This is a genomic window from Rhodoferax koreense, from assembly GCF_001955695.1.
GTDB lineage: Bacteria > Pseudomonadota > Gammaproteobacteria > Burkholderiales > Burkholderiaceae_C > Rhodoferax_B > Rhodoferax_B koreensis.
The window spans coordinates 4400288-4423272 of the sequence record NZ_CP019236.1; the positions used below are offsets into that span (position 1 = coordinate 4400288).

26 protein-coding genes are annotated in these 22985 nt (G+C 66.7%); 4 read left to right on the forward strand and 22 right to left on the reverse strand.

The window, feature by feature from the left end; translation table 11 throughout:
• Positions 1-12 precede the first annotated feature (12 nt).
• Entirely contained in the window at positions 13-606 is a 594-nt protein-coding gene (locus tag RD110_RS20405; protein ID WP_076201552.1) for a DUF2059 domain-containing protein, read from the reverse strand.
• 207 nt (positions 607-813) lie between these two features.
• Here RD110_RS20405 and RD110_RS20410 point away from each other — a divergent pair, with 207 nt between their 5' ends.
• On the forward strand, positions 814-1737 hold the full coding sequence (locus RD110_RS20410) for an EamA family transporter (RefSeq protein WP_076201553.1): 924 nt from the start codon (positions 814-816) through the stop codon (positions 1735-1737).
• A gap of 6 nt (positions 1738-1743) precedes the next feature.
• Here RD110_RS20410 and RD110_RS20415 read toward each other — a convergent pair whose 3' ends face one another.
• Positions 1744-2520 (reverse strand): sensor histidine kinase, encoded by a 777-nt coding sequence (locus RD110_RS20415; protein WP_157900264.1) that lies wholly within the window; start codon positions 2518-2520, stop codon positions 1744-1746.
• Positions 2521-2538: 18 nt separating this feature from the next.
• A complete protein-coding gene (glmU, locus tag RD110_RS20420; RefSeq protein WP_076201561.1) occupies positions 2539-3951 on the reverse strand; it encodes a bifunctional UDP-N-acetylglucosamine diphosphorylase/glucosamine-1-phosphate N-acetyltransferase GlmU in 1413 nt (470 codons plus the stop codon).
• Positions 3952-3976: 25 nt separating this feature from the next.
• Here glmU and RD110_RS20425 point away from each other — a divergent pair, with 25 nt between their 5' ends.
• Positions 3977-4846 carry a DUF6279 family lipoprotein gene (locus RD110_RS20425; protein WP_083686396.1) on the forward strand — a complete coding sequence of 290 codons (870 nt, stop codon included), beginning with the start codon at positions 3977-3979 and terminating at the stop codon, positions 4844-4846.
• Positions 4847-4893: 47 nt separating this feature from the next.
• Here RD110_RS20425 and RD110_RS20430 read toward each other — a convergent pair whose 3' ends face one another.
• The 4 genes from RD110_RS20430 to RD110_RS20445 form a co-directional block, all read right to left on the reverse strand.
• A complete protein-coding gene (locus tag RD110_RS20430; protein ID WP_157900265.1) occupies positions 4894-5187 on the reverse strand; it encodes a hypothetical protein in 294 nt (97 codons plus the stop codon).
• A gap of 121 nt (positions 5188-5308) precedes the next feature.
• Positions 5309-6361: a 4-hydroxythreonine-4-phosphate dehydrogenase PdxA gene (gene pdxA, locus RD110_RS20435; RefSeq protein ID WP_076201565.1), complete on the reverse strand. Its 1053-nt coding sequence runs from the start codon at positions 6359-6361 to the stop codon at positions 5309-5311.
• Positions 6358-7200 (reverse strand): Nif3-like dinuclear metal center hexameric protein, encoded by an 843-nt coding sequence (locus RD110_RS20440; RefSeq protein ID WP_083686398.1) that lies wholly within the window; start codon positions 7198-7200, stop codon positions 6358-6360. Before RD110_RS20440 ends, pdxA begins: the two co-directional genes overlap by 4 nt.
• Before the next feature lie 38 nt (positions 7201-7238).
• Positions 7239-8585: an MFS transporter gene (locus tag RD110_RS20445; RefSeq protein ID WP_076201566.1), complete on the reverse strand. Its 1347-nt coding sequence runs from the start codon at positions 8583-8585 to the stop codon at positions 7239-7241.
• A 217-nt stretch (positions 8586-8802) separates the two neighbouring features.
• On the opposite strand from RD110_RS20445, the gene RD110_RS20450 reads away from it, so the two are divergent.
• Positions 8803-9963 carry a S1C family serine protease gene (locus RD110_RS20450; protein WP_076201567.1) on the forward strand — a complete coding sequence of 387 codons (1161 nt, stop codon included), beginning with the start codon at positions 8803-8805 and terminating at the stop codon, positions 9961-9963.
• 59 nt (positions 9964-10022) lie between these two features.
• Here the strand turns inward: RD110_RS20450 and tatC are convergent, their stop codons facing one another.
• The 13 genes from tatC to hisC form a co-directional block, all read right to left on the reverse strand.
• On the reverse strand, positions 10023-10817 hold the full coding sequence (gene tatC / locus RD110_RS20455) for a twin-arginine translocase subunit TatC (RefSeq protein WP_076205355.1): 795 nt from the start codon (positions 10815-10817) through the stop codon (positions 10023-10025).
• Between the two features lie 71 nt (positions 10818-10888).
• Positions 10889-11365 (reverse strand): Sec-independent protein translocase protein TatB, encoded by a 477-nt coding sequence (tatB, locus tag RD110_RS20460; RefSeq protein WP_076201568.1) that lies wholly within the window; start codon positions 11363-11365, stop codon positions 10889-10891.
• A gap of 15 nt (positions 11366-11380) precedes the next feature.
• Entirely contained in the window at positions 11381-11623 is a 243-nt protein-coding gene (gene tatA / locus RD110_RS20465) for a Sec-independent protein translocase subunit TatA (RefSeq protein WP_076201571.1), read from the reverse strand.
• 93 nt (positions 11624-11716) lie between these two features.
• Positions 11717-12073: a histidine triad nucleotide-binding protein gene (locus RD110_RS20470; protein WP_076201572.1), complete on the reverse strand. Its 357-nt coding sequence runs from the start codon at positions 12071-12073 to the stop codon at positions 11717-11719.
• A 4-nt stretch (positions 12074-12077) separates the two neighbouring features.
• A complete protein-coding gene (locus tag RD110_RS20475; protein WP_076201576.1) occupies positions 12078-12476 on the reverse strand; it encodes a DUF4870 family protein in 399 nt (132 codons plus the stop codon).
• The gene (locus tag RD110_RS20480) at positions 12473-12862 is read right to left on the reverse strand and encodes a phosphoribosyl-ATP diphosphatase (RefSeq protein ID WP_076201577.1); all 390 of its coding nucleotides are present in this window, start codon (positions 12860-12862) and stop codon (positions 12473-12475) included. Before RD110_RS20480 ends, RD110_RS20475 begins: the two co-directional genes overlap by 4 nt.
• A gap of 4 nt (positions 12863-12866) precedes the next feature.
• The gene (gene hisI / locus RD110_RS20485; RefSeq protein WP_204250086.1) at positions 12867-13280 is read right to left on the reverse strand and encodes a phosphoribosyl-AMP cyclohydrolase; all 414 of its coding nucleotides are present in this window, start codon (positions 13278-13280) and stop codon (positions 12867-12869) included.
• A 26-nt stretch (positions 13281-13306) separates the two neighbouring features.
• Positions 13307-14086: an imidazole glycerol phosphate synthase subunit HisF gene (gene hisF / locus RD110_RS20490; RefSeq protein WP_076201579.1), complete on the reverse strand. Its 780-nt coding sequence runs from the start codon at positions 14084-14086 to the stop codon at positions 13307-13309.
• 25 nt (positions 14087-14111) lie between these two features.
• Positions 14112-14933: a D-hexose-6-phosphate mutarotase gene (locus tag RD110_RS20495; RefSeq protein WP_204249990.1), complete on the reverse strand. Its 822-nt coding sequence runs from the start codon at positions 14931-14933 to the stop codon at positions 14112-14114.
• Between the two features lie 135 nt (positions 14934-15068).
• Positions 15069-15809: a 1-(5-phosphoribosyl)-5-[(5-phosphoribosylamino)methylideneamino]imidazole-4-carboxamide isomerase gene (gene hisA, locus RD110_RS20500; protein ID WP_076201582.1), complete on the reverse strand. Its 741-nt coding sequence runs from the start codon at positions 15807-15809 to the stop codon at positions 15069-15071.
• 49 nt (positions 15810-15858) lie between these two features.
• The gene (gene hisH / locus RD110_RS20505) at positions 15859-16530 is read right to left on the reverse strand and encodes an imidazole glycerol phosphate synthase subunit HisH (RefSeq protein ID WP_076201584.1); all 672 of its coding nucleotides are present in this window, start codon (positions 16528-16530) and stop codon (positions 15859-15861) included.
• 52 nt (positions 16531-16582) lie between these two features.
• Positions 16583-17218 (reverse strand): imidazoleglycerol-phosphate dehydratase HisB, encoded by a 636-nt coding sequence (gene hisB / locus RD110_RS20510; protein WP_076201586.1) that lies wholly within the window; start codon positions 17216-17218, stop codon positions 16583-16585.
• The gene (gene hisC, locus RD110_RS20515; protein WP_076201587.1) at positions 17215-18306 is read right to left on the reverse strand and encodes a histidinol-phosphate transaminase; all 1092 of its coding nucleotides are present in this window, start codon (positions 18304-18306) and stop codon (positions 17215-17217) included. The genes hisB and hisC overlap by 4 nt, the downstream gene beginning before the upstream one ends.
• 276 nt (positions 18307-18582) lie before the next feature.
• Between hisC and RD110_RS20520 the strand changes: the two genes are divergently transcribed.
• Positions 18583-20820 (forward strand): NADP-dependent isocitrate dehydrogenase, encoded by a 2238-nt coding sequence (locus RD110_RS20520; protein WP_076201589.1) that lies wholly within the window; start codon positions 18583-18585, stop codon positions 20818-20820.
• 177 nt (positions 20821-20997) lie between these two features.
• Here the strand turns inward: RD110_RS20520 and hisD are convergent, their stop codons facing one another.
• Together hisD and hisG are read right to left on the reverse strand one after the other, a co-directional pair.
• Positions 20998-22314, reverse strand: coding sequence for a histidinol dehydrogenase (gene hisD / locus RD110_RS20525; protein WP_076201591.1), 1317 nt, complete (start codon positions 22312-22314; stop codon positions 20998-21000).
• Positions 22315-22319: 5 nt separating this feature from the next.
• Positions 22320-22985, reverse strand: coding sequence for an ATP phosphoribosyltransferase (hisG, locus tag RD110_RS20530; RefSeq protein WP_076205357.1), 666 nt, complete (start codon positions 22983-22985; stop codon positions 22320-22322).

Below are 22985 nucleotides of genomic sequence, written 5' to 3' on the forward strand. Positions count from 1 at the left end.
GCGTTCAGGCGCTTACTTGGTGGAAGGCGCAGCCGGCGACGCTGGCGCGGCGGCCGGACCGACCACTTCGTTCAGGCGCTTGGTCACGGTCTGCTCCATGACCTTGAACTTGGACTCGACCACGCCACGGGTGTCGGCGACGAGCTGGGTCGACAGCGCCTTCAGGCCTTCGGCCGTGGTGTCCAGGTACTTCTTCTGCACCGGCGACTCGAGGAAGGTGACGAGCTGCTTCAACTCATCCTCGGAGAATTTCTCCTCGAGCATCGGACCGATCACCGTCGTTGCGGCCTTGGCTTCGCGCTCGCGCAGCAGGGCCATGGTTTCGTCGACGTACTTGCCGATGTAGCCCTGGATTTCCTTGGTCAGCGCCTCGCGCTTTTCGGGCGGCACGCGGAACTGCAGGATCTGCCCGACCTGCTGGGCCATCGATGCCACGGGGCTCTGTGCCATCTGGCGCATCATCTGCTCGCGCACCGGCATCTGCAGGCGGATCACCTTGGCGACGAGTTCCTTTTTCGCGGGCGTGGATTCGGCATGGGCCAGGCCGGTGACGGCAAACAGCGCGATGGCCGATACAGCCGGGACAGACCACAAATATTTCTTCATACCAATCCTCAGAGAATGACGAGCTTGCACACAATGGGGCCGATTATGACCCCGTGCCGCGATGGCCCTGCGTACAGGGGGGCATGCCGGTGCGCTACAGCCGAGTTGCTCCCCAGCGCCCATAATCACGCCGCCTTCCACCCCTCCCCGCCTTTCCGCCGCCGGACCGCCTGGACACTTGCGGGTCCAGCCATCCCCCTTTCGCCAATGTCCGCTGCCACGCCTGCCCTTTTTCAACGCCATACCGCCGTCCTGTTGATCGCCCTGCTCGGCTGCGCCTTTGCGGGCAACCACATCTCGGCCCGGCTGGCCTTCGACCACGGCACCGGCCTGCTGGTGGCCATCGTCTGCCGTTCGGGCGTGACCATGCTGGCCCTGCTCGGTGTGGTGTTGTGGCAGCGCGAAGCCCTGCGGCTGCCGCGCGGCGCCTGGCCGTGGCAGCTCGCGGTCGGCCTGCTGATCGCCACCCAGAGCCTGTGCCTGTACTCGGCCGTGGCACGCATCCCGGTGGCGCTGGCCCTGCTGGTCAGCAATACCCTGCCGGTGGTGCTGGCGCTCTTGACCTGGGCGCTCGGCGGCCCGCGGCCGACACGGCGCGCCAGCGTGCTGATGGGCGTGATCCTGCTGGGCCTGGTGCTGGCGCTGGACGTGCCGACGCGGCTGGCTTCGATGGAAGCCGCCGGCCCGGGTCCGCAATGGGGCCAGGGCATCGCCTTCGCCGCCGGCGCGGCGCTCGCGTTCGCCATGGCGCTGTGGATCACCGACCACAAGCTCAAGGCCCTGCGCGGCTCGGTGCGCAGCCTGATGACGCTCTCCATCGTCTTCGTGGCCATGCTGCTGGCCGGCTGGAGCGGCGCTGTGCCCGGCGGCATGGCCTGGCCGCACGACGCGCCCGGCTGGACTGGCCTGGGTCTGCTGGTGCTGCTCTACGGCACGGCGTTCTCGGTGATGTTCATCACCCTGCCGCGGCTGGACATGGCGCGCAATGCGGCGGTGATGAACAGCGAACCCATCGCCACGCTGCTGTTCGGCTGGCTGATCCTGGGCCAGCGGCTGGGCGCGTTGCAGGTGCTCGGCGGCCTGGTGGTGGTCGGCGGCATCGTGCTCCTGACGACTTCCAAGGCCCGATGATCCGAGCTAAGGCAAGGTGAAGCTCACGCGGCAGCCCTGGTCGGGCCGGGCCTCGGCTTCGATCTCGCCGCCGTGGCGCCGCACGATCTGCCGCGCCAGCGCCAGGCCCAGGCCGGTGCCCTCGTATTCGGTGGCACTGTGCAGGCGCTGGAACAGGCCGAACAACTGGCCGGCATAGGCCGGATTGAAGCCCACGCCGTTGTCCTGCACGAAGAAGCGCACAGGCTTACCCTCGCCCGCCGCTCCCCAGCCGATCTCGATGCGCGCCACCGCCCGCTGCCGCGTGAACTTGAGCGCATTCGCCAGCAGATGGCCCCAGACCTCGCGCAGCAGCGCGGCGTCGCCCTGCACCACGGGCCAGTCGGCGGCCACCTGCCATTCGACCTGGCGCGCGCCGGTCTGGGCCCGGGCGCCACGCAGCGCCTCGGCCACCAGTTCCCCCATGGGCACGGGCACGGGCTGCAGCGCGGTCTTGCCCAGGCGCGACAGGGCCAGCAGCGCATCGATCATCTTGCCCATGTGCCGGGCCGACTGGTCGATCGTGTCCAGGCAGGACGACGGGTCTTCGCCGTCGGTCAGCATCTCGCGCACCAACGGGCCGTAGGAGGTGATGTGGCGCAGCGGCGCGCGCAGGTCGTGCGACACCTTGTGCATGAAGTGCTCGAGCTCGGCCCGCGTGGCGTCCAGCTCGGCCTGCAGGCGCAGGTTGGCGGCCTCGCTTTCGTGCAGCCGCGCCTGCAACGCAGCCAGCATGTCGGGGGAGGCGGGCGAACCCTGGTCCATCGCGTGCTCCGCCGCCGCCTACTTCGCCGCCTTCTTGGGCCGGCTCCAGTTCGCAATGCTGACCTGCCGGCCGCGTGCCACGCTGAGCGCGCCGGGCGGCGCGTCCTTGGTGAGGGTGGAGCCGCCGCCCACCGTGCCACCCGCGCCGATGGTGATCGGCGCCACCAGCACGCAGTTGCTGCCCACGTGCACGTCGGCCTCGATCACGGTGCGGTGCTTGTTGGCGCCGTCGTAGTTGGCGGTGATGCTGCCGGCGCCGTAGTTCACGCGCTCGCCCACGCTGGCGTCGCCGAGGTAGGCCAGGTGGTTGGCCTTGGCACCGGCGGCCAGCGTGGAATTCTTGACCTCCACGAAGTTGCCGATGTGCACTTCGGCGCCGAGCCGCGCGCCCGGGCGAAGCCGCGCGAACGGGCCGATGAGCGCACCCTCGCCCACCGTCACGCCGGCCTGTTCGCCGTCGATGTGGGTGAACGGATGGATCACCGCGCCGGCCGCGATGCTGGCGTTGGCGATCACGCAGTTGGCACCGATCCGCACGCCCTCGCCCAGCGTGACCCGGCCTTCGAACACGCAGTTCACGTCGATGGCCACGTCCTGGCCGCATTCGAGCGTGCCACGCACATCAAACCGCGCCGGATCGGCCAGGCGCACGCCCTGCTCCATGAGCGCGAGTGCGCGGCCGCGCTGGTAGGCGCGTTCGAGTTCGGCCAGCTGCACCGGGCTGTTCACGCCGGCCACCTGCAGCTCGTCCGTGATGCGGTGCGCCACCACGGCCACGCCATCGGCCACGGCCAGCTTGACGATGTCGGTCAGGTAGTACTCGCCCTGGGCGTTGCGGTTGTCCACGCGGCCCAGCCAGTGGCGCAGCTGCGCCGCCGGCGCGGCCATGATGCCGCTGTAGATTTCGTTGATGGCGCGCTGGGCCTCGCTCGCGTCCTTGTGTTCGACGATGGCCTGCACGTGGCCGTCCGGCGAGCCGGCTTCGCGCACGATGCGGCCGTAACCCGTGGGATCGGGCAGGGCCAGCGTCAGCAGCGCCAGCTTGTCGCCGCCCGAAGCGTCGATGAGCGCCTGCAAAGTGTCGATGCGGGTCAGCGGCACGTCGCCCGACAGCACCAGCACGATGCCGTCGTCGGGCAGGTCGGCCAGGGCTGGCAGCGCCTGCTGCACGGCGTGGCCGGTGCCGAGTTGCGGCGATTGGCGGGCGAACTTCAGGTCGAGGCCGGTAGGCCAGGCGCTCACCGCCGCCTCCACCTCGTCCGCGCCGTGGCCCGTGATCACGACCACGCGGCGCGGCTTCAACCCGGCGGCGGTGTCAACCACATGGCCCAGCAACGCACGCCCGGCCAAACGGTGCAACACTTTGGGCAACCGACTCTTCATGCGGGTCCCCTTGCCCGCGGCCATGATGACCACATCCACTGCTGACATAAAGCTGCATCTCCCCCGAAAAAATGTGTTTGCAACGCTGGGCCGGATTATCGGCCTGTTGCTGGCCGCCGCCGTGCTGCAGTCCTGCAGCGCGATCAAGCTCGGCTACAACAACGGGCCGGACCTGGCCTACTGGTGGCTCGACGGTTATGCGGACTTTACCGGCGAGCAGGCCATCCGGCTCAAGGAGGACCTGGGCCAGCTCCAGGCCTGGCACCGGCGCCGCGAACTGCCCGAATACGCCAAACTGCTGCGCCAGGCCCAGGCGCTGATGCCGCAGGACGTCGACGCGGCGCAGGTCTGCAGCGAATGGGCCAATGTGCGCCAACGCCTGGATGTCCTGGTGGTCGCCGCGGCACCCACGGCCGCGCAACTGGCCATGACGCTGCAGCCGCAACAGATCACCGCGCTGGAGAAGAAGTACGCCAGGTCGAATGCCGATTTCCGCAAGGACTGGCTCGATCGCTCGCCCGAGCAGGTGCTGGACAAACGCTACGACAAGGCGCTGGAGAATGCGCAGACCGTCTACGGCCGGCTCGACACCGAGCAGCGCGAACTGTTGCGCCAGCAGGTGGCGCGCTCGGGATTGGACGAACAGACGCGTTATGCCGAACGGCTGCGTCGGCAGCAGGACACGCTGCAGACGCTGCGGCAGTGGCTGGCCCGCCCGCCCGAACCGGCACAGGCTGTGCAGGAGGCGCGCGAAGCCATCGAACGGCTGATGCGTCCGTCGGTCCCGGGCCAGAAGGCCCAGGAGGCCGCGACACAGCAGATGTGCGAAGGCGTGGCCGCGCTGCACAACCGCACCACGGCGGCGCAGCGCCAGCACGGCCTCAAATGGCTGGCCGGCTACGAGAGGGACCTGAAGGAACTCGCCGCGCAGCCGCAGAAATAGCGGTCCAGCGGACCAAGGAAAGAGACGGCGAATGGCCGTCTCAGGGATCAGGATTGTTGCTGCTGCCTGCGCGAGCGGACTTCGCCCAGATCGTGCACCCGCGCGCCCGGCAGGTCACCGGCCTTGCCGGCACGCTCCAGATACGCCGAAAGCGTGTAGTTGCGGTCGTCCACCACCGGAGCCCCCATCTGCGCCTTGGGCTGGAACTCCGGAAAGCCGTTGTTCTGCTGCTGCTGCCGTGCCACGCGGCCCGGCAACGGATGGTGGATGGGCTGCTGCATCAGGGCTGCGGCGGCGGCCGGCGCAGCGGCTTGGGGCAATGGCGACGAGGGACGTGGCATGGCAATGGACTCCGGTGGGCTGGAAGCCCCAGGCTTCCTGATTTGGTTTTGCCCGACAAGCTTAGGCGGCAAGGCGCGGCAGCGCTGTCGTCGCAGCGCCGCTGGCCTTGTAGGCGTTCACCTACAAACCACGCGTGGCCAGCCTTCGGGCCATGCGCAGCGCCTCGGTCAGGCTGGCCGCATCCGCGCGGCCCGTGCCGGCGATGTCGAAGGCCGTGCCGTGGTCGGGGCTGGTGCGCACCAGCGGCAGGCCGAGCGTCACGTTGACACCCTTGTCCACGCCGAGGTACTTCACGGGGATCAGGCCCTGGTCGTGGTACATGGCCACCACCACGTCGAATTCACTCGGCCGGCCGGCCTGGGCCCGCGCGCGCATGAACACCGTGTCGGGTGCATAAGGTCCGTGCACGTCGAGACCCTCGGCCCGTGCGGCTTCGATGGCCGGCACGATGGTGTCGATCTCCTCCCGGCCGAACAGGCCGCCCTCCCCCGCATGCGGATTCAACCCGGCCACGCCGATGCGGGGCCGCCGGCCCAGCACGGCCCGCAGCGAGGCGTCGGTGATGCGCAGCGTCTGCAGCACGTTGTCGAAGGTCACGGCCTCGATGGCCTGGCGCAGCGAGACATGGATGCTCACCAGCACCGTGCGCAGCTCGTCGTTGGCCAGCATCATGCGCACCGGCATCTGGGCGATGGATGTGCCCACGTGGGCGGCGGCCTCGGCCTGCAGCAGTTCGGTGTGGCCGGGGTAGGGCACGCCGGCCGCGGCCAGCGCCTCCTTGTGCAGGGGCGCCGTCACCAGCGCCGCGATCTCGCCACGCAATGCCGCGCGCGCGGCCCACAGCACGGCATCGGCCGCAACCCGGCCAGCTTCGGCACTGACTTCGCCGACGGCCATGACGCCGGGCGGCGCCATCACCTGCAGCACGGGGATGGCATTCGGCGGCGCGTCGAAGGCATCCGCGGCGTCTGCGATCTCGACCACCGGCCAGGCCGGCCGGCCCGGTGCTGCCAGCAGTTGCGTGGCGCGGCGCATGCTGCCCAGGTCGCCCGCGACGAAGCAGCCGCGGGTCAGCGTCGGCGCGTCGCGGAAGGCCTTGGCGATGATCTCGGGGCCGATGCCGGCCGGGTCGCCGAGGGTGATGGCGATTGGCAAGGAAGAAGTGTTGCTCATGCCGGATTGTCGATGTCGATGAACTGGTGGGCGATGCCGAGCGACTGGGCCACTTCGGCCGCGACGGCCGGTGCACCGAAACGTTCGCTCGCGTGGTGCCCGCAGGCGATGAAGGCCACGCCGCACTCGCGCGCGTAGTGCGCCTGGGGCTCGGAAATCTCGCCGGTGATAAAGGCGTCCGCACCCGCGGCAATCGCCGCCTCGAAATAGCCCTGCGCGCCGCCGGTGCACCACGCTACTTTTTTGATAGCTCTCTGCGCAGTATCCACGAGCACGACAGGCCGATTCAATGCAGACTCGACATGCCGCGCCAAATCCGCGGCACAGGCATGGTCGGTCTCGCCGAGCCAGCCGAGTTCCTGCTCGCCGAACCGGGCGCCCTCCGATGTCAGGCCGAGCCGCAAGCCGAGTTGTGCGTTGTTGCCGAGCGTGGGGTGTGCATCCAGCGGCAGGTGGTAGGCGTAGAGGTTGATGTCGTGCGCCAGCAGCAGCGCCAGGCGCTGCTTCATCCAGCCGGTGACGGTGCCGGTCTGGCCACGCCAGAACAGGCCGTGGTGCACGAAGATGGCGTCGGCCCGCGCGTCGATGGCGGCTTCGATCAACGCGCGGCTGGCCGTCACGCCCGAGACGATCCTGCGCACCTCGGCCTTGCCTTCGACCTGCAGGCCGTTCGGCCCGTAGTCCTTGAAACGCGCGGGCTGCAGCAGCGCATCGAAGGCCTGCAGCAGTTCGGTCCGGTGGGTGAAGGAGGTGAAGGAGGTGAAGGAGGTGAAGGAGGTGAAGGAGGTGAAGGAGGTGAAGGAGGTGGAGGGGGTGGAGGGGGTGGAGGTTTCGCTCATGGCCGCATTGTGTCAGCCAGGCAGCGCCGATCGACGGTCTATCTGGCCGGAACAGCCTTGCGCGGCAGGTAGCCCCGACCCGACATCGGCACCAGGCCGAGCAGGAAGCCCAGCGCCGCCAGCGCCGCCACGTAGTGCGCGGGCGCGAGCGCGTCCTTCTGCAGCCACAGCGTGATGATGATCGGCGTGAGGCCGCCGAAGATCGCGTAGGACATGTTGTAGGCGAACGAAAGCCCCGAGAAGCGCACGGCCGGCGGAAACGCGCGCACGCCGACGATGGGCACCAGCGCGATCGAGCCGACGAACAGGCCGACCAGGCCGTAGCTCCCAATCAGCGAAGCCGGCGTGCCTGGCAGACCGGTGTAGAACAGGTAGGATGTGACCAGCAGGCCACCGAAGCCGACCAGCATCACCGGCCGGGTGCCGAAGCGGTCGCTGGCCCAACCCATCAGGATGCAGCCGAGCGTGAGCGTCAGCGTGGCGACCGCGTTGGCTTCGAGCGCCAGCGCGGGTGCGATGCCGTGCACCTTCTGCAGGTAGTTCGGCGTGATCAGCACCACCACGACGATGGCGGCGGACAGCACCCAGGTCAGCAGGCCGACCAGCACGCAGGCGCCGCGGTGCTCGCGCAGGATGGTCTTGAGCGGCAACTCGCGCGCCACGTTGCGGCGCTTGGCGAGTTCCTGGAACACCGGGGTCTCGTGCAGGAAGCGGCGCAGATACACGGACACCAGGCCGAACACGCCGCCCAGGATGAACGGGATGCGCCAGGCGAAATCGCTCACGTCGGCCGGGCTGTACGAGCGGTTCACGGCCATCGCCACCAGCGAGCCCAGCAGGATGCCGCCGGTGATGCCGGCCGTGAGCGTGCCCACGCCCAGGCCATAGCGTTTGGCCGGCACGTGTTCGGCCACGAACACCCAGGCGCCGGGCATTTCGCCGCCGATGGCGGCGCCCTGCAGCACACGCATCGCCAGCAGCAGCAAGGGTGCGGCCACGCCGATGCTGGCGTAGGTCGGCAGCAGGCCGATCACCAGGGTCGGCACGGCCATCAGGAAGATGCTCAGCGTGAACATGCGCTTGCGGCCGAGGATGTCGCCGAAATGGGCGATGACGATGCCGCCGAGCGGCCGCGACAGGTAACCCGCGGCGAAGATGCCGAAGGTCTGCAGCTGGCGCAGCCAGTCGGGCATGTCGACCGGGAAGAACAGCTTGCCGAGCACGGCGGCAAAGAAGACGTAGATCACGAAGTCGTAGAACTCCAGCGTGCCGCCCAGGGCGGACAACCCCAGGGTCTTCACATCCCTGGCGGACAGGGACCTGGCGGAAGACGGCGACGATGGATCGGCAGGCAGGCCGGCGGAAAGCGGAACGGTACGGGACATGGGAAGTGTTTGTGCAGTGCGAACTGCGGCGCGGACGGAGCCGGCGATTTTAAGGGTTTACCCGTTACACCTCTTGACAAGGGCGCGATGTCCGACACGCGGTGGGGGTCGGCAAGTCACTGCCCTGCGCGGCGGCCTTGAGAGACAATAGCGGTCCACCGATTCACAGGCGGCGCGCCGTGTGGCGCAAAGCCTTCTCCGCAGAAACCATCCCTTCATGAAGCGCCTCTGGCTCGTTTTCGCCCAATCCGTCACCGTCCTGCTGGCGGCCTATTTCGTCGTGGGCACCATGAAGCCCGAATGGCTGGGCCGTCGGCCGGGTTCGGGGGCGATCGCGTTGATTGAGGCCCCCGCCGCCAGCAACTCGAGCGCGCCGGTGGCGGGCAGCTTCAGCGCGGCGGCCAAGAAGGCCTCGCCGGCCGTCGTCAGCATCAACACCAGCAAAATGGCCGAGCGCGACCCGCGCAGCAGCGATCCGTGGTTCCGCTTCTTCTTCGGCGATCAGGGCCAGGGCGGTCCGCAGCAGGCCGGGCTCGGCAGCGGCGTGATCGTCAGCCCGAGCGGCTACATCCTGACCAACAACCACGTGGTCGAGGGTGCGGACGCGATCGAAGTCATCCTCAACGACGCGCGGCGCGCGCAAGCCAAGGTCATCGGCACCGACCCCGACACCGACCTCGCCATCCTGAAGATCGAGCTCGACAAGCTGCCGGTGATCGTGCTGGGCAGCTCCGACGCGCTGCAGGTGGGCGACCAGGTGCTGGCCATCGGCAACCCCTTCGGCGTAGGCCAGACGGTGACCAGCGGCATCGTCAGCGCACTCGGGCGCAACCAGCTCGGCATCAACACCTTCGAGAACTTCATCCAGACCGACGCGGCCATCAACCCGGGCAACTCGGGCGGCGCGCTGATCGACGTGAACGGCAACCTGATGGGCATCAACACCGCCATCTACTCGCGCTCCGGCGGCAGCATGGGCATCGGCTTCGCGATCCCCGTGTCCACGGCCAAACTCGTGCTCGAGGGCATCGTCACCGACGGCCAGGTGCGCCGCGGCTGGATCGGCGTGGAGCCGAATGAACTCTCGCCCGAACTCGCCGAAACCTTCGGCGTGAAGGCCAAGGAAGGCGTGATCATCACCGGCGTGCTGCAAAACGGCCCTGCCGCCCAGGCCGGCGTGCGGCCGGGCGACGTGATCGCCAGCGTGGCCGGCCGGCCGGTCGGCAACGTGTCCGAACTGCTGACCAGCGTGGCCGCGCTCAAGCCCGGCACGGCCTCGAAGTTCGGCGTGTTGCGCCAGGACAAGCAGCTCGAACTGGAAGTGACCCCCGGCCTGCGTCCCCGGCCGCAGCGCCGCGTGGAACAGCAGCAGCGCTGATCGAGCCCCAAAAAAAAACGGACCGCAAGGGTCCGTTTTTTTGGTCCTCCAGGCCCACCTCAGGAGCCGGCGGTTTCCGCCTCGTCCTCGGGTGACTTGGTGTTGCGGATGAAGAACTGCGCGGCATGGATGCCGAGTTCGTAGAGCAGGCACATCGGCACGGCCAGCGCGAGTTGCGACACCACGTCGGGCGGCGTCACGATGGCGGCGACGATGAAGGCCAGCACGACGAAATAACCACGGAACGACTTCAGCTTGTCGATCGGCACGATGTTCATGCGCGCCAGCACGATGACCACGATCGGCACCTCGAACGCCAGGCCGAAGGCCAGGAACATGGTCAGCACAAAGCTCAGGTAGGCCTCGATGTCGGGCGCGGCGGTGATGCTCTTCGGCGCAAAGCTCTGGATGAACTTGAACACCTGGCCGAACACGAAGAAGTAGCAGAAAGCCACCCCGACGAAGAACAAGATGGTGCTCGAAATCACCAGCGGCAGCACCAGCTTCTTCTCGTGCATGTACAGGCCGGGCGCGATGAAGGACCACATCTGCCAGAGCACCACGGGCAAGGCGATCATGAAGGCCGTCATGAACATGATCTGCAAGGGCACGAGGAAAGGCGAGATCACCGAGGTGGCGATCAGCGTGGCGCCCTTGGGCAGCGTGGCCACCAGCGGCGCGGCAAGGATGTCGTAGAGCGCCGCCGGGCCCGGATAGATGGCCAGCACGGCCGCGGCGACGGCGATGGCGACCACGGCCTTGATCAGCCGGTCGCGCAGCTCCATCAGGTGCGCGACGAACGGCTGTTCGGTGCCGGCGAGTTCGTCTTCTGGGGATTTGGGAGTGTCAGCCATGGTGGACATTCATTGGGATCATGCCCAGAGGGGAAACGGGAAAGCCGGGCGGCGGCGGCAGGCTGCGCCGGTCAATTGATTTTGGAGGGGCGGTAACGCGCGACCCGCGCCGCGCCCGAAAGCGCCTTGGTGCGCACGCCGGAGCGCGCCTTGTACCACTGCGGCGTGGCGCCCTGCTTGAGCCGGAAGTTCTTCTTCGGATGCTTGTACGACGGATAACTGACGTAGGGCTCGGCCGGTGCGGCGAGCGAGTCGGCATTGCCAGTACCACTGTCTGTGGTGGACCACTGCTTCTCGAAGTCGCTGGCGCTGGTCTGGATCGAGTTGTGGACCTCGTGGGCCGCGCCCTCGACGGTCTCCTTCATCTTCCTCAGCTCGTCCAGGTCCATCGAGCGGTTGACCTCGGCCTTGACGTCGGACACGTAACGCTGCGCCTTGCCGAGCAAGGTACCCACGGTGCGCGCGACACGCGGCAGCTTTTCCGGCCCGATGACGATCAGCGCCACCGCGCCGATCAGCGCCATCTTCGAGATGCCAATGTCAATCACGGACAGCGGTCCCGATCAGGACTTGTTGGACATGTTTTTGGCTTCGACGTCGATGGTGGCCTTTTCGGCCGCCGGCGTCGCGTTCACGACCTGGCTGGCCGGCTTGTCTTCGGGCGTCGAGCCCTCCTTCATGCCGTCCTTGAAACCCTTGACCGCGCCACCGAGGTCGCCGCCGATGTTCTTGAGTTTCTTGGTGCCGAACACCATCACGACGATCAACAAAACGATCAGCCAATGCCAAATGGAAAAAGAACCCATGGTGTACTCCTAACGAATAGTGTCGATTTTAGTCGGCTGGCCGGGTTGCACCCGGTCAAGACCCTGAATTTGACTCTTTGGCGCGCAGATGGTTCAGCCCCGCAGCCAGGGCCGGGGCCCGCCCATCACGTGCAGGTGCAGATGGTGCACCTCCTGCCCGCCTTCCGTGCCGGTGTTGACCACGATGCGGAAACCGCCATCCGGGTACGGGTTGCAACCCTCCTGCAGGGCCAGCTTGGGCGCCAGCACCATCATGCGGCCGATCAAGGCCGCGTGTTCGTCCGTCGCCTGCGCCATCGAAGGCACATGCAGCTTGGGCACGATCAGGAAATGCACGGGCGCCGAGGGCCGGATGTCGTGGAAGGCAAAAACGGCTTCATCCTCATAGACCTTGCGAGAAGGAATCTGGCCCTGGGTGATCTTGCAGAAAAGGCAATTCGGGTCGTGCATGGCTTCAGGCTCCGACGGGTTGGTTTTGGTTCATCGCGACCATGCCGCGCACGATGCGGTAGAGGAACCACAAGGAGATCAGGCCCCAGGCGATCCAGCCCGGCAGCACGAACAGCAGCCACAGCGGGATGGTGATCACATACAGGATCCCGGCCCAGACCACCGAGCGGATGCGCCACGAGAAATGGCTCGCCTGCCAGGTGCCTTCGGCCTCGCCCTTCTTCACCAGGTCGATCACCAGCGCGATCAGCAGCAGCGCGGCACCGGGCTGCGCGCCCGGGATCACCGCCCCCACGGCCACGATCAGGTGCAGCACATAACTGATCCAGCCGACCGTCTTCAGCGACTGGGCTTTCTCGTTGTCGACCACTTCGACGTCGATCACATCGTCCGTTCGGCTCATGACTTTTCGCTCTCGGCCGCGGCACGGCTCAAGGCCTTGCGCAGCGCCTTTTCCTCGATGCCGCTCGTGCCTTCGCGGCGCTCGAGCTCGGCAATCACGTCGGCCGGCGCGAAGCCGTAGTGGGCCAGCGCGATCATCGAATGGAACCACAGGTCGGCCACTTCATTGACCACCTTGGCCTTGTCGCCGCCGTGGTCGGCGTCCTTGGCGGCCATGACCACCTCGGTGGCTTCCTCGCCGATTTTCTTGAGGAACGCATCCGGCCCCTGGTTCAGCAGACGGGCCACGTAACTCGCGTTCGGATCGCCGCCACGGCCGGGCTTGCGGGATTCGATCACCGTGGCCAGGCGGGCCAGTGCATCCTGAGAGGGTGTTGGAGAACTCATGCGATTACTTATAAATGGACTCAGGGTCTTTCAAGACCGGATCAACGGCCTGCCACGCGGGTGCGCCGGTGGCGTCTTTTTGCAGCACGCTGTAGAAACAGCTATGCCGGCCGGTGTGGCAGGCGATGCCGGGCTCATGGCCGAGCTGGGTCACCTTGAGCAGTACCACGTCGTTGTCGCAGTCGATGCGGATGTCGTGCACCGTCTGCACATGGCCGGATTCCTCGCCCTTGAACCACAGCTTGTTGCGCGACCGGCTGAAATACACGGCACGGCCGAGTTCGGCGGTCTTCTGCAGCGCTTCGCGGTTCATCCAGGCGAACATCAACACGTCGCCGCTCGCGGCTTCCTGCGCGATCACGGGCACCAGGCCCTGCGCATCCCATTTCACATCGTTTAACCAGTTCATGGACGCGATTGTGCGCGATGGACGTGACGGTGCGCCTAACGGCGCACCGGGATGCCACGATCCGCCATGCGGTCTTTGGCCTGCTGGACCGTGTATTCGCCGTAGTGGAAGATGCTCGCAGCCAGCACGGCGTCGGCGCCGCCGGTCTGGATGCCGTCGGCCAGGTGGTCCAGGTTGCCCACGCCACCGGAGGCGATCACCGGCACGCTCACCGCATCGCTCACGGCGCGGGTCAGGGCCAGGTCGAAGCCGGATTTCGTGCCGTCGCGGTCCATGCTGGTGAGCAGGATCTCGCCGGCACCGCGGCGCGCCATCTCGGTGGCCCAGGCGACGGCGTCCAGGCCGGTGTTCTGCCGGCCACCATGGCTGTAGACGTCCCAGCCGGGGCCGCGGGTGAGCGCATCCGCATCGGAGCGCCGCTTGGCGTCGATCGCAACCACGATGGCCTGCGCACCGTATTTGCCCGAGGCCTGTTCGATGACGTCGGGGTTGGCGATGGCCGCCGAGTTGAAGCTCACCTTGTCCGCGCCCGAATTCAGCAGCCGGCGCACGTCTTCCACGGTGCGCACGCCGCCGCCCACGGTCAGCGGGATGAAGACCTGCGAGGCCACGGCCTCGATGATGTGCAGGATCAGGTCGCGGCCGTCGCTGGTGGCGGTGATGTCGAGGAAGGTGAGCTCGTCGGCGCCCTGCTCGTTGTAGCGCGCGGCGATTTCGACCGGGTCGCCGGCATCGCGCAGCTCGACGAAGTTGACGCCCTTGACGACGCGGCCGCCGGTCACGTCCAGGCAGGGAATGATGCGCTTGGCGAGCATGGGAACTCCAGGGAAATAAGTCGGATCAGGCGACGGTGAGTTGTTGCCAGCCGGCCCAATGCATGCCGGCAGCCAGCGACACGGGTGCATCGATCTGCGCAGCTTCGACACACAGCATGTTCTGGTAACCATCGGCCGGCATGTCGGCGAGCCTGGCGCAGAGTTCGGCGCCGGGATTCCAGACGACGGTCTGGCCGAGGTTGGCGCTCTGGGCGATGTGCAGGCTGGTCTGGCCGTCGTTCAGCTTGAGCGGATTTGCCGCAGCCTGGTAGACGCAGTCGAACTCCTGGGTGAAACGCACGGCGCCATCCTGCACGGCATGCGTGTCGGCGACCGAATCCCAGACGGGCCGGCCATCCAGGCCTTCGAGGCTGACCTCGGCAATCGCGGCCACGCGGAAATAGGTGTGCAACGCCACGGTGAATTCGAGTGGCGCCGTGCCGGTGTTGTCCACCGAGAAATCGAGTTGCAGACCGCCGGCCGACAGCGACACGGCCAGTTTCGCCTTGAAATCGTGCGGCCACAGGGCGCGCGTGGTGGCGTTGCTTTGCAGCGTGAAGACACCCTTGTCGCCATCGACCTCGGCCGTCCACGGCAGGTTGCGTGCAAAGCCGTGTTTGGCCAACGGGCCGCGCTGGTTAAATTGCGGGAAACACACCGGCACACCGCCGCGGATGGCGGTCTTGCCGTCCATGACCGCCTTGGGGCTCAGGTACAGGCGTTCGATGCCGCCGGCCGTCCACGACAACACGTGGCCCCCGTGCAGCGCCACAAGTGCACTGTCGCCGCTCGCGTGGCTCAGTCGCATGCAGGGCTGGCCCTGGAAGATTTCGTTTTGACTAATCATCAGTCTGCTCCACGGTCGGAGGGAATGCCTGCCTTATGCCAGAGACACCGCGGAACTGGCTTCGCCAGGCCGCAGGTGTCGCCCCCTGCAAGGGGGTGGGAGCTACACGAAGTGAGCGACCTGGGGGTGAGCCATTCATCCAGCGAGTTCGTCGGCGCGCTCCTGGGCGCTGGCGAAATCGAGGTCGCCGCTGTAGATGGCGCGGCCGCAGATCACACCTTCGATACCGTCGGACTCGACCGCGCACAGCGCCTCGATGTCGGCCATGCCACCCAGGCCGCCGGAGGCGATCACCGGCGTGGTGATGGCCTGCGCCAGGCGCACGGTGGCGTCGACGTTGATGCCGGTGAGCATGCCGTCGCGGCCGATGTCGGTGTAGATGAAGGATTCGACGCCATAGTCCTCGAACTTCTTGGCGAGGTCCACGACTTCATGCCCGGTGAGCTTGCTCCAGCCGTCGGTGGCGACCTTGCCGTCCTTGGCGTCGAGGCCGACGATGATGTGGCCGCCGAAGGCCGTGCAGGCGTCCTGCAGGAAGCCGGGGTTCTTCACCGCGGCCGTGCCGATGATCACGTAGCGCAGGCCGGCGTCGAGGTAACGCTCGATGGTGTCCAGGTCGCGGATGCCGCCGCCGAGCTGCACGTCGATCTCGCCGCCGACCTCCTTCAGGATCTTGCGGATCGCCGACTCGTTCTTGGGCTTGCCCGCGAACGCGCCGTTCAGGTCCACCAGATGCAGGCGCCTTGCTCCCTTGTCCACCCAGCTGCGGGCCATCTCGGCCGGGTCTTCACCGAATACGGTGGATTGGTCCATGTCGCCTTGTTTGAGACGGACACAATGGCCGTCCTTCAGATCGATTGCAGGAATGAGAAGCATGGTGCTGGTGGCAGCGAGTGGAGAAGTGGTGAAGAAAAGGAAGGAGAAATCAAGGATTCCAGCGCAGGAAATTCCTGTAGAGCGCCAAACCGTGGCCCGCGCTCTTCTCTGGGTGAAACTGGGATGCAAAAATATTATCGCGTGCAACCGCGGCCGTAAAGGCCCCGCCGTAATCCGCCAGGCCCGCGCTGTGGTGTGCATCCGACGGTTCGGCGTAGAAACTGTGTACGAAGTAGAAGTAGCTGTCGTCGGGCACCTCGCCCCAGATCGGGTGTCGCCGCCCGCCAGGACTCTGTTGCGACACGCGGTTCCAGCCCATCTGCGGCACCTTGAAACGGCTGCCGTCGGGCTGCAGGCGGCCTTCGAGCTGGAAGCGGCGCACCCGTCCCGGAATCAGGCCGAGGCCCGGGGTGTCCTGCTCTTCGCTGTGGTCCAGCAGCATCTGCATGCCGACACACACCCCCATCAGCGGTTTATTGGCGGCGGCGTGGAGCACGGCTTGCTGCAGGCCGGAGTCGCGCAGTTCGCGCATGCAGTCGCGCATCGCGCCCTGCCCTGGCAGCACCACCCGTTCGGCGGCCATCACCTCGTCGGGCCGGTTGGTGACGACCACGGTATGGCCGGTGTCGGCGGCCACGTGCATCACGGCCTGCGACACCGAGCGCAGGTTGCCCATGCCGTAGTCGACCACGGCGACGGTCTTGTTTGCTGCAGTATTCATAGCTGGTTACGCAGGTATTTGCTGCGTCGGAAGCCGATTTGACGGTAAGAAATCAGAGCGAACCCTTGGTGGAGGGGATCACACCCACCGAACGCGGATCGATCTCGAGCGCGAAGCGCATCGCGCGGGCGAAGGCCTTGAACACGGTCTCGCACTGATGGTGCGCGTTCACACCCTTGAGGTTGTCGATGTGCAGCGTGACGAAGGCATGGTTCACGAAGCCCTGGAAGAATTCGTAGGTCAGCTGGCTGTCGAAGCCGCCGATCATGCCGCTGGTGAACGGCACGTGCATGTCGAGACCGGGCCGGCCCGAGAAGTCGATCACCACGCGGGAGAGCGCCTCGTCCAGCGGCACGTAGGCGTGGCCGTAGCGGCGGATGCCCTTCTTGTCGCCCACGGCCTTGTAAACCGCCTGGCCGAGGGTGATGCCCACGTCTTCCACCGTGTGGTGGCCGTCGATGTGCAGGTCGCCTTCGCAGTGGATGTCGAGGTCGATCAGGCCGTGGCGCGCAATCTGGTCGAGCATGTGGTCGAAGAAGCCGATGCCGGTATGCAGCTTGGCGCGGCCCGTGCCGTCGAGGTTCACGCGCACGGAAATCTTGGTCTCGGCGGTGTTGCGCACCACCTCGGCCACACGTTGTTGTACGGGTTGGCCAGGCTGGTCGACGGAGGGGATCGTGTTGTTCATAAGGATTTCTGGAGCGCGGCCAGCAGCTGCGCATTCTCGTCCGCGGTGCCCACGGTCAGGCGCAGGCAGTTGGCCAGCAATGGGTGCATTTTAGAAACGTTCTTGACCAGCACGCCCAGCGCCCGCATGCCCTCGAAGGTCTTGGCCGCGTCGGGGACGCGCAGCAGCACCATGTTGGCATCGCTGTCCCAGGCCCTGGTGCCCGGCAGCTCGCGCAGCGCGGCCAGCAGCCGGTCGCGCTGGGTGCGCAGATCCTGCGCCTGGGCGGCGAAGACCTCGGCGTGCTCCAGCGCGAACAGGCCGCATTCGTAGTTGAGCACGCTGATGTTGTAGGGCGGGCGCACCTTGTCGATCTCGTCGATCAACGCCTTCGGGCCCATCATGTAGCCCAGGCGCACGCCGGCCAGGCCGAATTTGCTCATGGTGCGCATCAGCAGCACATGGCGGTGTGCGGCCGGCTCGGCGCGCAACACGTCGATGTAGCTGCGGCTCGAGAACGGCTGGTAGGCCTCATCGAGCACCACCAGCCCACCCTGCCGGCCCACGGCGGCGATGAGGCGGGCCATGACCGCGGCGTCGAACAGGTTGGCGGTCGGGTTGTTCGGGTAGGCCAGGTAGGTGATGGCCGGGCGATGCTGCTCGATCGCGGAGAGCATCGCGGCCTCGTCGAGCGCGAAATCGGCCGTGAGCGGCACGCCGACGAAGCCCAGGCCCTGCAGTTGCGCACTCATCGCATACATCACGAAACCCGGTACCGGTGCCAGGATGGTGGCTCCGGGCACGTCGCAGGCCATGGCCAGCAGCGAGATGAGTTCGTCCGAGCCGTTGCCCAGCATCAGGCCGTAGCCCTCAGGCATGCCGGCATGGGCGGCGAGCGCGGCGCGCAGATCGTCGACCCGTGCGTCGGGGTAGCGGTTCAACGCCAATCGGCCCAGGCGCTCGCCCAGCGCGGCCTGCAGCGCGGGCGGCAGGCGGTGCGGATTCTCCATCGCGTCCATCTTCAGCAGGCCGGCGGAATGCTGCACCGCATAGGCGTGCATGGATTGGATGTCCTGGCGGATACGCTGGACGGGGTCGGGCGCGGTCATGGGTCTGGGGGGCGATCGTGAGGGAAAAAACGGTGTCCGGGCGTCTTCGGCGTTCTCCGGCGGTCATCGCCGGCACTTTCCGAATGCTTAAATTTTAGACGACGGCGCGAAGCCGCACGGCACATGCGCCAAGTCAGGCAAGGAGAGGCGAAATCGTGGTATTTTCGATCGGTTGTCCCGCACGCCCCACCGCACCGCAATCGGCCGATCCTGCCGGCCGCGCATGCCAGGCGTTCGGTCCCGATTCACCTTTTGACCACAGACTGAGAGATTCTTATGGCAACAGCCAAATCGAAGATTATTTACACGCTGACCGACGAGGCCCCGTTCCTCGCGACCGCCGCCTTCCTGCCCGTGGTGCGCACCTTCGCGGCACCGGCCGGCATCGAAGTCGCCGAGGCCGACATCTCGGTTGCCGGCCGGGTGCTGGCCGAATTCCCGGAATACCTGACCGACGCGCAGAAGGTGCCCGCCACGCTGGCCGAGCTCGGCCGCCTGACGCTGCTGCCCGACACCAACATCATCAAGCTGCCCAACATCAGCGCATCGGTGGGCCAGCTGCAGGCCTGCATCAAGGAACTGCAGGCCAAGGGCTTCGCGATTCCCGACTTCCCCGAAGATCCGAAGACCGAGGAAGAAAAGGCCATCCGCGCGCGTTACTCCAAGTGCATCGGCAGCGCCGTGAACCCGGTGCTGCGCGAAGGCAATTCCGACCGCCGCGCACCCAAGGCCGTCAAGGAATATGCGCGCAAGAACCCGCATTCGATGGCCGAATGGAGCCAGGCTTCGCGCTCGCACGTCTCGCACATGCACAGCGGCGACTTCTACCACGGCGAAAAATCGCTGACGCTGGACAAGGCGCGCGACGTGAAGATGGAACTGATCACCAAGAGCGGCAAGACCGTGGTGCTCAAGCCCAAGGTGTCGCTGAAGGACGGCGAGATCATCGACAGCATGTTCATGAGCAAGAAGGCGCTGGTCGAGTTCTATGAGAAGGAGATCGAGGACGCGCACAAGACGGGCGTGATGTTCTCGCTGCACGTCAAGGCCACGATGATGAAGGTGTCGCATCCCATCGTGTTCGGCCACTGCGTGAAGATCTTCTACAAGGATGCCTTCGCCAAGCACGGCAAGCTGTTCGACGAACTCGGCGTGAACGTCAACAATGGCATGGCGAACCTGTACGACAAGGTCGCGACACTGCCCACCGCCAAGCGCGAGGAAGTGCTGAAGGACCTGCACGCCTGCCACGCCAACCGCCCAGAGCTGGCCATGGTGGACTCCGCCAAGGGCATCACCAATTTCCATTCGCCCAACGACATCATCGTCGACGCCTCCATGCCCGCGATGATCCGCAACGGCGGCAAGATGTGGGGCGCCGACGGCCGCCTGAAGGACGTGAAGGCCGTGATGCCCGAATCCACCTTCGCCCGCATCTACCAGGAGATCATCAACTTCTGCAAGTGGCACGGTGCCTTCGATCCGAAGACCATGGGCACGGTGCCCAACGTCGGCCTGATGGCCCAGCAGGCCGAGGAATACGGCTCGCACGACAAGACCTTCGAGATCGCCGAAGACGGCGTGGCCAACATCGTCGACCTGGCCACCGGCGAAATCCTGCTCACGCAGAACGTGGAGGAAGGCGACATCTGGCGCATGTGCCAGGTCAAGGACGCCGCCATCCGCGACTGGGTCAAGCTGGCCGTGACGCGCGCGCGCAACTCCGGCATGCCGGCCGTGTTCTGGCTCGACCCGTACCGCCCGCACGAGAACGAAGTCATCAAGAAGGTCCAGACCTACCTGAAGGAGCACGACACCAGCGGCCTGCACATCGAGATCATGAGCCAGGTGCGCGCCATGCGCTACACGCTGGAACGCGTGATCCGCGGCCTGGACACCATCTCCGTCACCGGCAACATCCTGCGCGACTACCTGACCGACCTGTTCCCGATCATGGAACTCGGCACCAGCGCCAAGATGCTGTCCATCGTGCCACTGATGGCCGGCGGCGGCATGTACGAAACCGGTGCCGGCGGCTCGGCGCCGAAGCACGTGCAGCAACTGGTGGAAGAAAACCACCTGCGCTGGGATTCGCTGGGTGAGTTCCTGGCGCTGGCCGTCTCGCTGGAAGACCTCGGCATCAAGACCGGCAATACGCAGGCCAAGCTGCTGGCCAAGACGCTGGACGCCGCCACCGGCAAGCTGCTCGACAACAACAAGGGCCCATCGCCCAAGACCGGCCAGCTCGACAACCGCGGCAGCCAGTTCTACATCGCCATGTACTGGGCCCAGGCCCTGGCCGAACAGACCGAGGACAAGGCACTGCAGGCCCATTTCGCCAAGCTGGCGAAGACACTGACGGAGAAGGAAGCCGAGATCGTCGAGGAACTGCGCGTGGTGCAGGGCAAGCCGGTGGACATCGGCGGCTACTACAAGCCCGACACGCAGAAGACGGCCGAAGTGATGCGTCCGAGCCCGACCTTCAACGCGGCGATCGCGGCGGCGCAGGTCTGAGTCGCCACGGCCGTTCGCACCGAGCCTGTCGAAGGGCCTGCCCACCGGCCGGCGCGGCTTCGACAGGCTCAACCCGAACGGTGATTTGGGGTGACCTCACTCGACGAGGTCAACCAGAAAAATCAAAAGGCCACCGACTGCAAAGTCGGTGGCCTTTTTGTCTGGCGCCGCGACTGGCTACTTCAGCCGCATTTCCGCCGCTCGCGCATGCGCCTGCAGGCCTTCGCCGTAGGCCAGCTCGGCGGCAATCCGGCCCAGCGTCTGCGCGCCCGCCTCGCTGACCTCGATCAGGCTGCTGCGCTTCTGGAAGTCGTACACGCCCAGCGGGCTCGAGAAACGTGCCGTGCCGCTGGTCGGCAGCACATGGTTCGGGCCGGCGCAGTAGTCACCCAGGCTTTCGCTGGTGTAGGCGCCGAGGAAGATCGCGCCCGCATGCTTGAGCAGCGGCTCCCAGCGGTGCGGCTCGCGGCTCGACACTTCCAGGTGTTCCGGCGCGATGCGGTTGCTGATGGCACAGGCCTCTTCCATGCTGCGCGTGTGGATCAGCGCGCCGCGGCCGGTGAGCGACTTGGCGATGATCTCGGCGCGCGGCATCTCGGGCAGCAGCCGGTCGACGGCGGCCTGCACGGCGTCGATGTAGGCCGCATCGGGGCACAGCAGGATGCTCTGTGCAAGTTCGTCGTGTTCGGCCTGGCTGAACAGGTCCATCGCCACCCAGTCGGCCGGCGTGCTGCCGTCGGCCAGCACCAGGATTTCGCTCGGACCGGCGATCATGTCGATGCCGACCGTGCCGAACACGCGCTTCTTGGCGCTGGCCACGTAGGCGTTGCCCGGGCCGGTGATCTTGTCGACCTTGGGCACCGTGGCCGTGCCGTAGGCCAGCGCGGCCACGGCCTGCGCGCCGCCGATGGTGAAGGCACGCGTGACGCCGGCCACGTAGGCCGCGGCCAGCACCAGCGCGTTTTTCTCGCCCCTGGGCGTGGGCACGACCATGATGATCTCGCCGACGCCGGCCACGTGGGCGGGAATCGCGTTCATCAGCACACTGCTGGGGTAGGCCGCCTTGCCGCCGGGCACGTAGATGCCCACGCGGTCCAGCGGCGTGACCTTCTGTCCGAGCAGCGTGCCGTCCTCGTCGCGGTAGCTCCAGCTTTCGCCGGTGGCCTTCTTCTGCGCCTCGTGGTAGCGGCGCACGCGCGCTGCGGCGGCTTGCAGGGCTTCGCGCTGGGCCGCGGGAATCGCGTCGAACGCGGCCTTGAGCTCGGCCTGTGTCAGTTCCAGCGCGGCCATGTTCGTTGCCTCCAGGCCGTCGAAGCGCTGCGTGTATTCGAGCACCGCCGCATCGCCGCGCGCCTGCACGTCGGCCAGGATGTCGGCCACCCGCTGCTCGATCGCCGCGTCCGCCTCGGCCGACCAATGCAGCCGCGCCTTGAATTCGGCCTCGAATGTGCCGCTGGCGGTTGAAAGACGTGCAGGTGCTGCTACAAAATTCATAACATTCAGGAAGGAGACTGGGAAGCTGGATTTCGGGCAGCCACGGCCGCGGCAAAGGCGTCGATCAGCCGGCGGATCGGCGCCTGCTTGAGCTTGAGCGCAGCCTGGTTCACCACCAGGCGCGAGCTGATGTCCATGATGCGCTCGACTTCGATGAGGTGATTCGCGCGCAGCGTGTTGCCGGTGGACACCAGGTCGACGATGGCGTCGGCCAGGCCGGTCAGCGGCGCGAGTTCCATGCTGCCGTAGAGCTTGATCAGGTCCACGTGCACGCCCTTGGCGGCGAAGAACTCGCGCGCGATGGCCACGTATTTGGTGGCCACGGTGAGCCGCGAGCCCTGGCGCACGGCATGGGCGTAGTCGAAGTCGTTGCGCACGGCGACGCTGATGCGGCACTTGGCGATCTGCAGGTCCAGCGGCTGGTACAGGCCCTGGCTGCCGTGTTCGAGCAGTGTGTCCTTGCCGGTGATGCCGATGTCGGCACCGCCGTATTCCACATAGGTCGGCACGTCGCTGGCGCGCACCAGCACCACGCGCACGTCGGGCCGGTTGGTGGCGAGGATCAGCTTGCGCGATTTTTCCGGATCGTCGAGCACCTGGATGCCGGCGGCGTCGAGTAGCGGCAGCGTGTCGTCGAAGATGCGGCCCTTTGATAACGCCAACGTGATCAT

Excerpts from the sequence above, each read along its gene's own strand:
- hisB (WP_076201586.1), bottom strand. The coding sequence starts at position 17,218 with ATGAACAACACGATCCCCTCCGTCGACCAGCCTGGCCAACCCGTACAA.
- RD110_RS20405 (WP_076201552.1), bottom strand. The coding sequence starts at position 606 with ATGAAGAAATATTTGTGGTCTGTCCCGGCTGTATCGGCCATCGCGCTG.
- hisD (WP_076201591.1), bottom strand. The coding sequence starts at position 22,314 with ATGAATTTTGTAGCAGCACCTGCACGTCTTTCAACCGCCAGCGGCACA.
- pdxA (WP_076201565.1), bottom strand. The coding sequence starts at position 6,361 with ATGAGCAACACTTCTTCCTTGCCAATCGCCATCACCCTCGGCGACCCG.
- RD110_RS20445 (WP_076201566.1), bottom strand. The coding sequence starts at position 8,585 with ATGTCCCGTACCGTTCCGCTTTCCGCCGGCCTGCCTGCCGATCCATCG.
- tatC (WP_076205355.1), bottom strand. The coding sequence starts at position 10,817 with ATGGCTGACACTCCCAAATCCCCAGAAGACGAACTCGCCGGCACCGAA.
- glmU (WP_076201561.1), bottom strand. The coding sequence starts at position 3,951 with ATGTCAGCAGTGGATGTGGTCATCATGGCCGCGGGCAAGGGGACCCGC.
- RD110_RS20440 (WP_083686398.1), bottom strand. The coding sequence starts at position 7,200 with ATGAGCGAAACCTCCACCCCCTCCACCCCCTCCACCTCCTTCACCTCC.
- RD110_RS20480 (WP_076201577.1), bottom strand. The coding sequence starts at position 12,862 with ATGAGTTCTCCAACACCCTCTCAGGATGCACTGGCCCGCCTGGCCACG.
- RD110_RS20430 (WP_157900265.1), bottom strand. The coding sequence starts at position 5,187 with ATGCCACGTCCCTCGTCGCCATTGCCCCAAGCCGCTGCGCCGGCCGCC.
- hisF (WP_076201579.1), bottom strand. The coding sequence starts at position 14,086 with ATGCTCGCCAAGCGCATCATTCCCTGCCTGGACGTGACCGGCGGCCGC.
- tatA (WP_076201571.1), bottom strand. The coding sequence starts at position 11,623 with ATGGGTTCTTTTTCCATTTGGCATTGGCTGATCGTTTTGTTGATCGTC.
- RD110_RS20410 (WP_076201553.1), top strand. The coding sequence starts at position 814 with ATGTCCGCTGCCACGCCTGCCCTTTTTCAACGCCATACCGCCGTCCTG.
- hisA (WP_076201582.1), bottom strand. The coding sequence starts at position 15,809 with ATGCTTCTCATTCCTGCAATCGATCTGAAGGACGGCCATTGTGTCCGT.
- RD110_RS20470 (WP_076201572.1), bottom strand. The coding sequence starts at position 12,073 with ATGCACGACCCGAATTGCCTTTTCTGCAAGATCACCCAGGGCCAGATT.
- RD110_RS20495 (WP_204249990.1), bottom strand. The coding sequence starts at position 14,933 with ATGATTAGTCAAAACGAAATCTTCCAGGGCCAGCCCTGCATGCGACTG.
- RD110_RS20520 (WP_076201589.1), top strand. The coding sequence starts at position 18,583 with ATGGCAACAGCCAAATCGAAGATTATTTACACGCTGACCGACGAGGCC.
- RD110_RS20415 (WP_157900264.1), bottom strand. The coding sequence starts at position 2,520 with ATGGACCAGGGTTCGCCCGCCTCCCCCGACATGCTGGCTGCGTTGCAG.
- hisC (WP_076201587.1), bottom strand. The coding sequence starts at position 18,306 with ATGACCGCGCCCGACCCCGTCCAGCGTATCCGCCAGGACATCCAATCC.
- RD110_RS20475 (WP_076201576.1), bottom strand. The coding sequence starts at position 12,476 with ATGAGCCGAACGGACGATGTGATCGACGTCGAAGTGGTCGACAACGAG.
- RD110_RS20450 (WP_076201567.1), top strand. The coding sequence starts at position 8,803 with ATGAAGCGCCTCTGGCTCGTTTTCGCCCAATCCGTCACCGTCCTGCTG.
- hisH (WP_076201584.1), bottom strand. The coding sequence starts at position 16,530 with ATGAATACTGCAGCAAACAAGACCGTCGCCGTGGTCGACTACGGCATG.
- hisG (WP_076205357.1), bottom strand. The coding sequence starts at position 22,985 with ATGATCACGTTGGCGTTATCAAAGGGCCGCATCTTCGACGACACGCTG.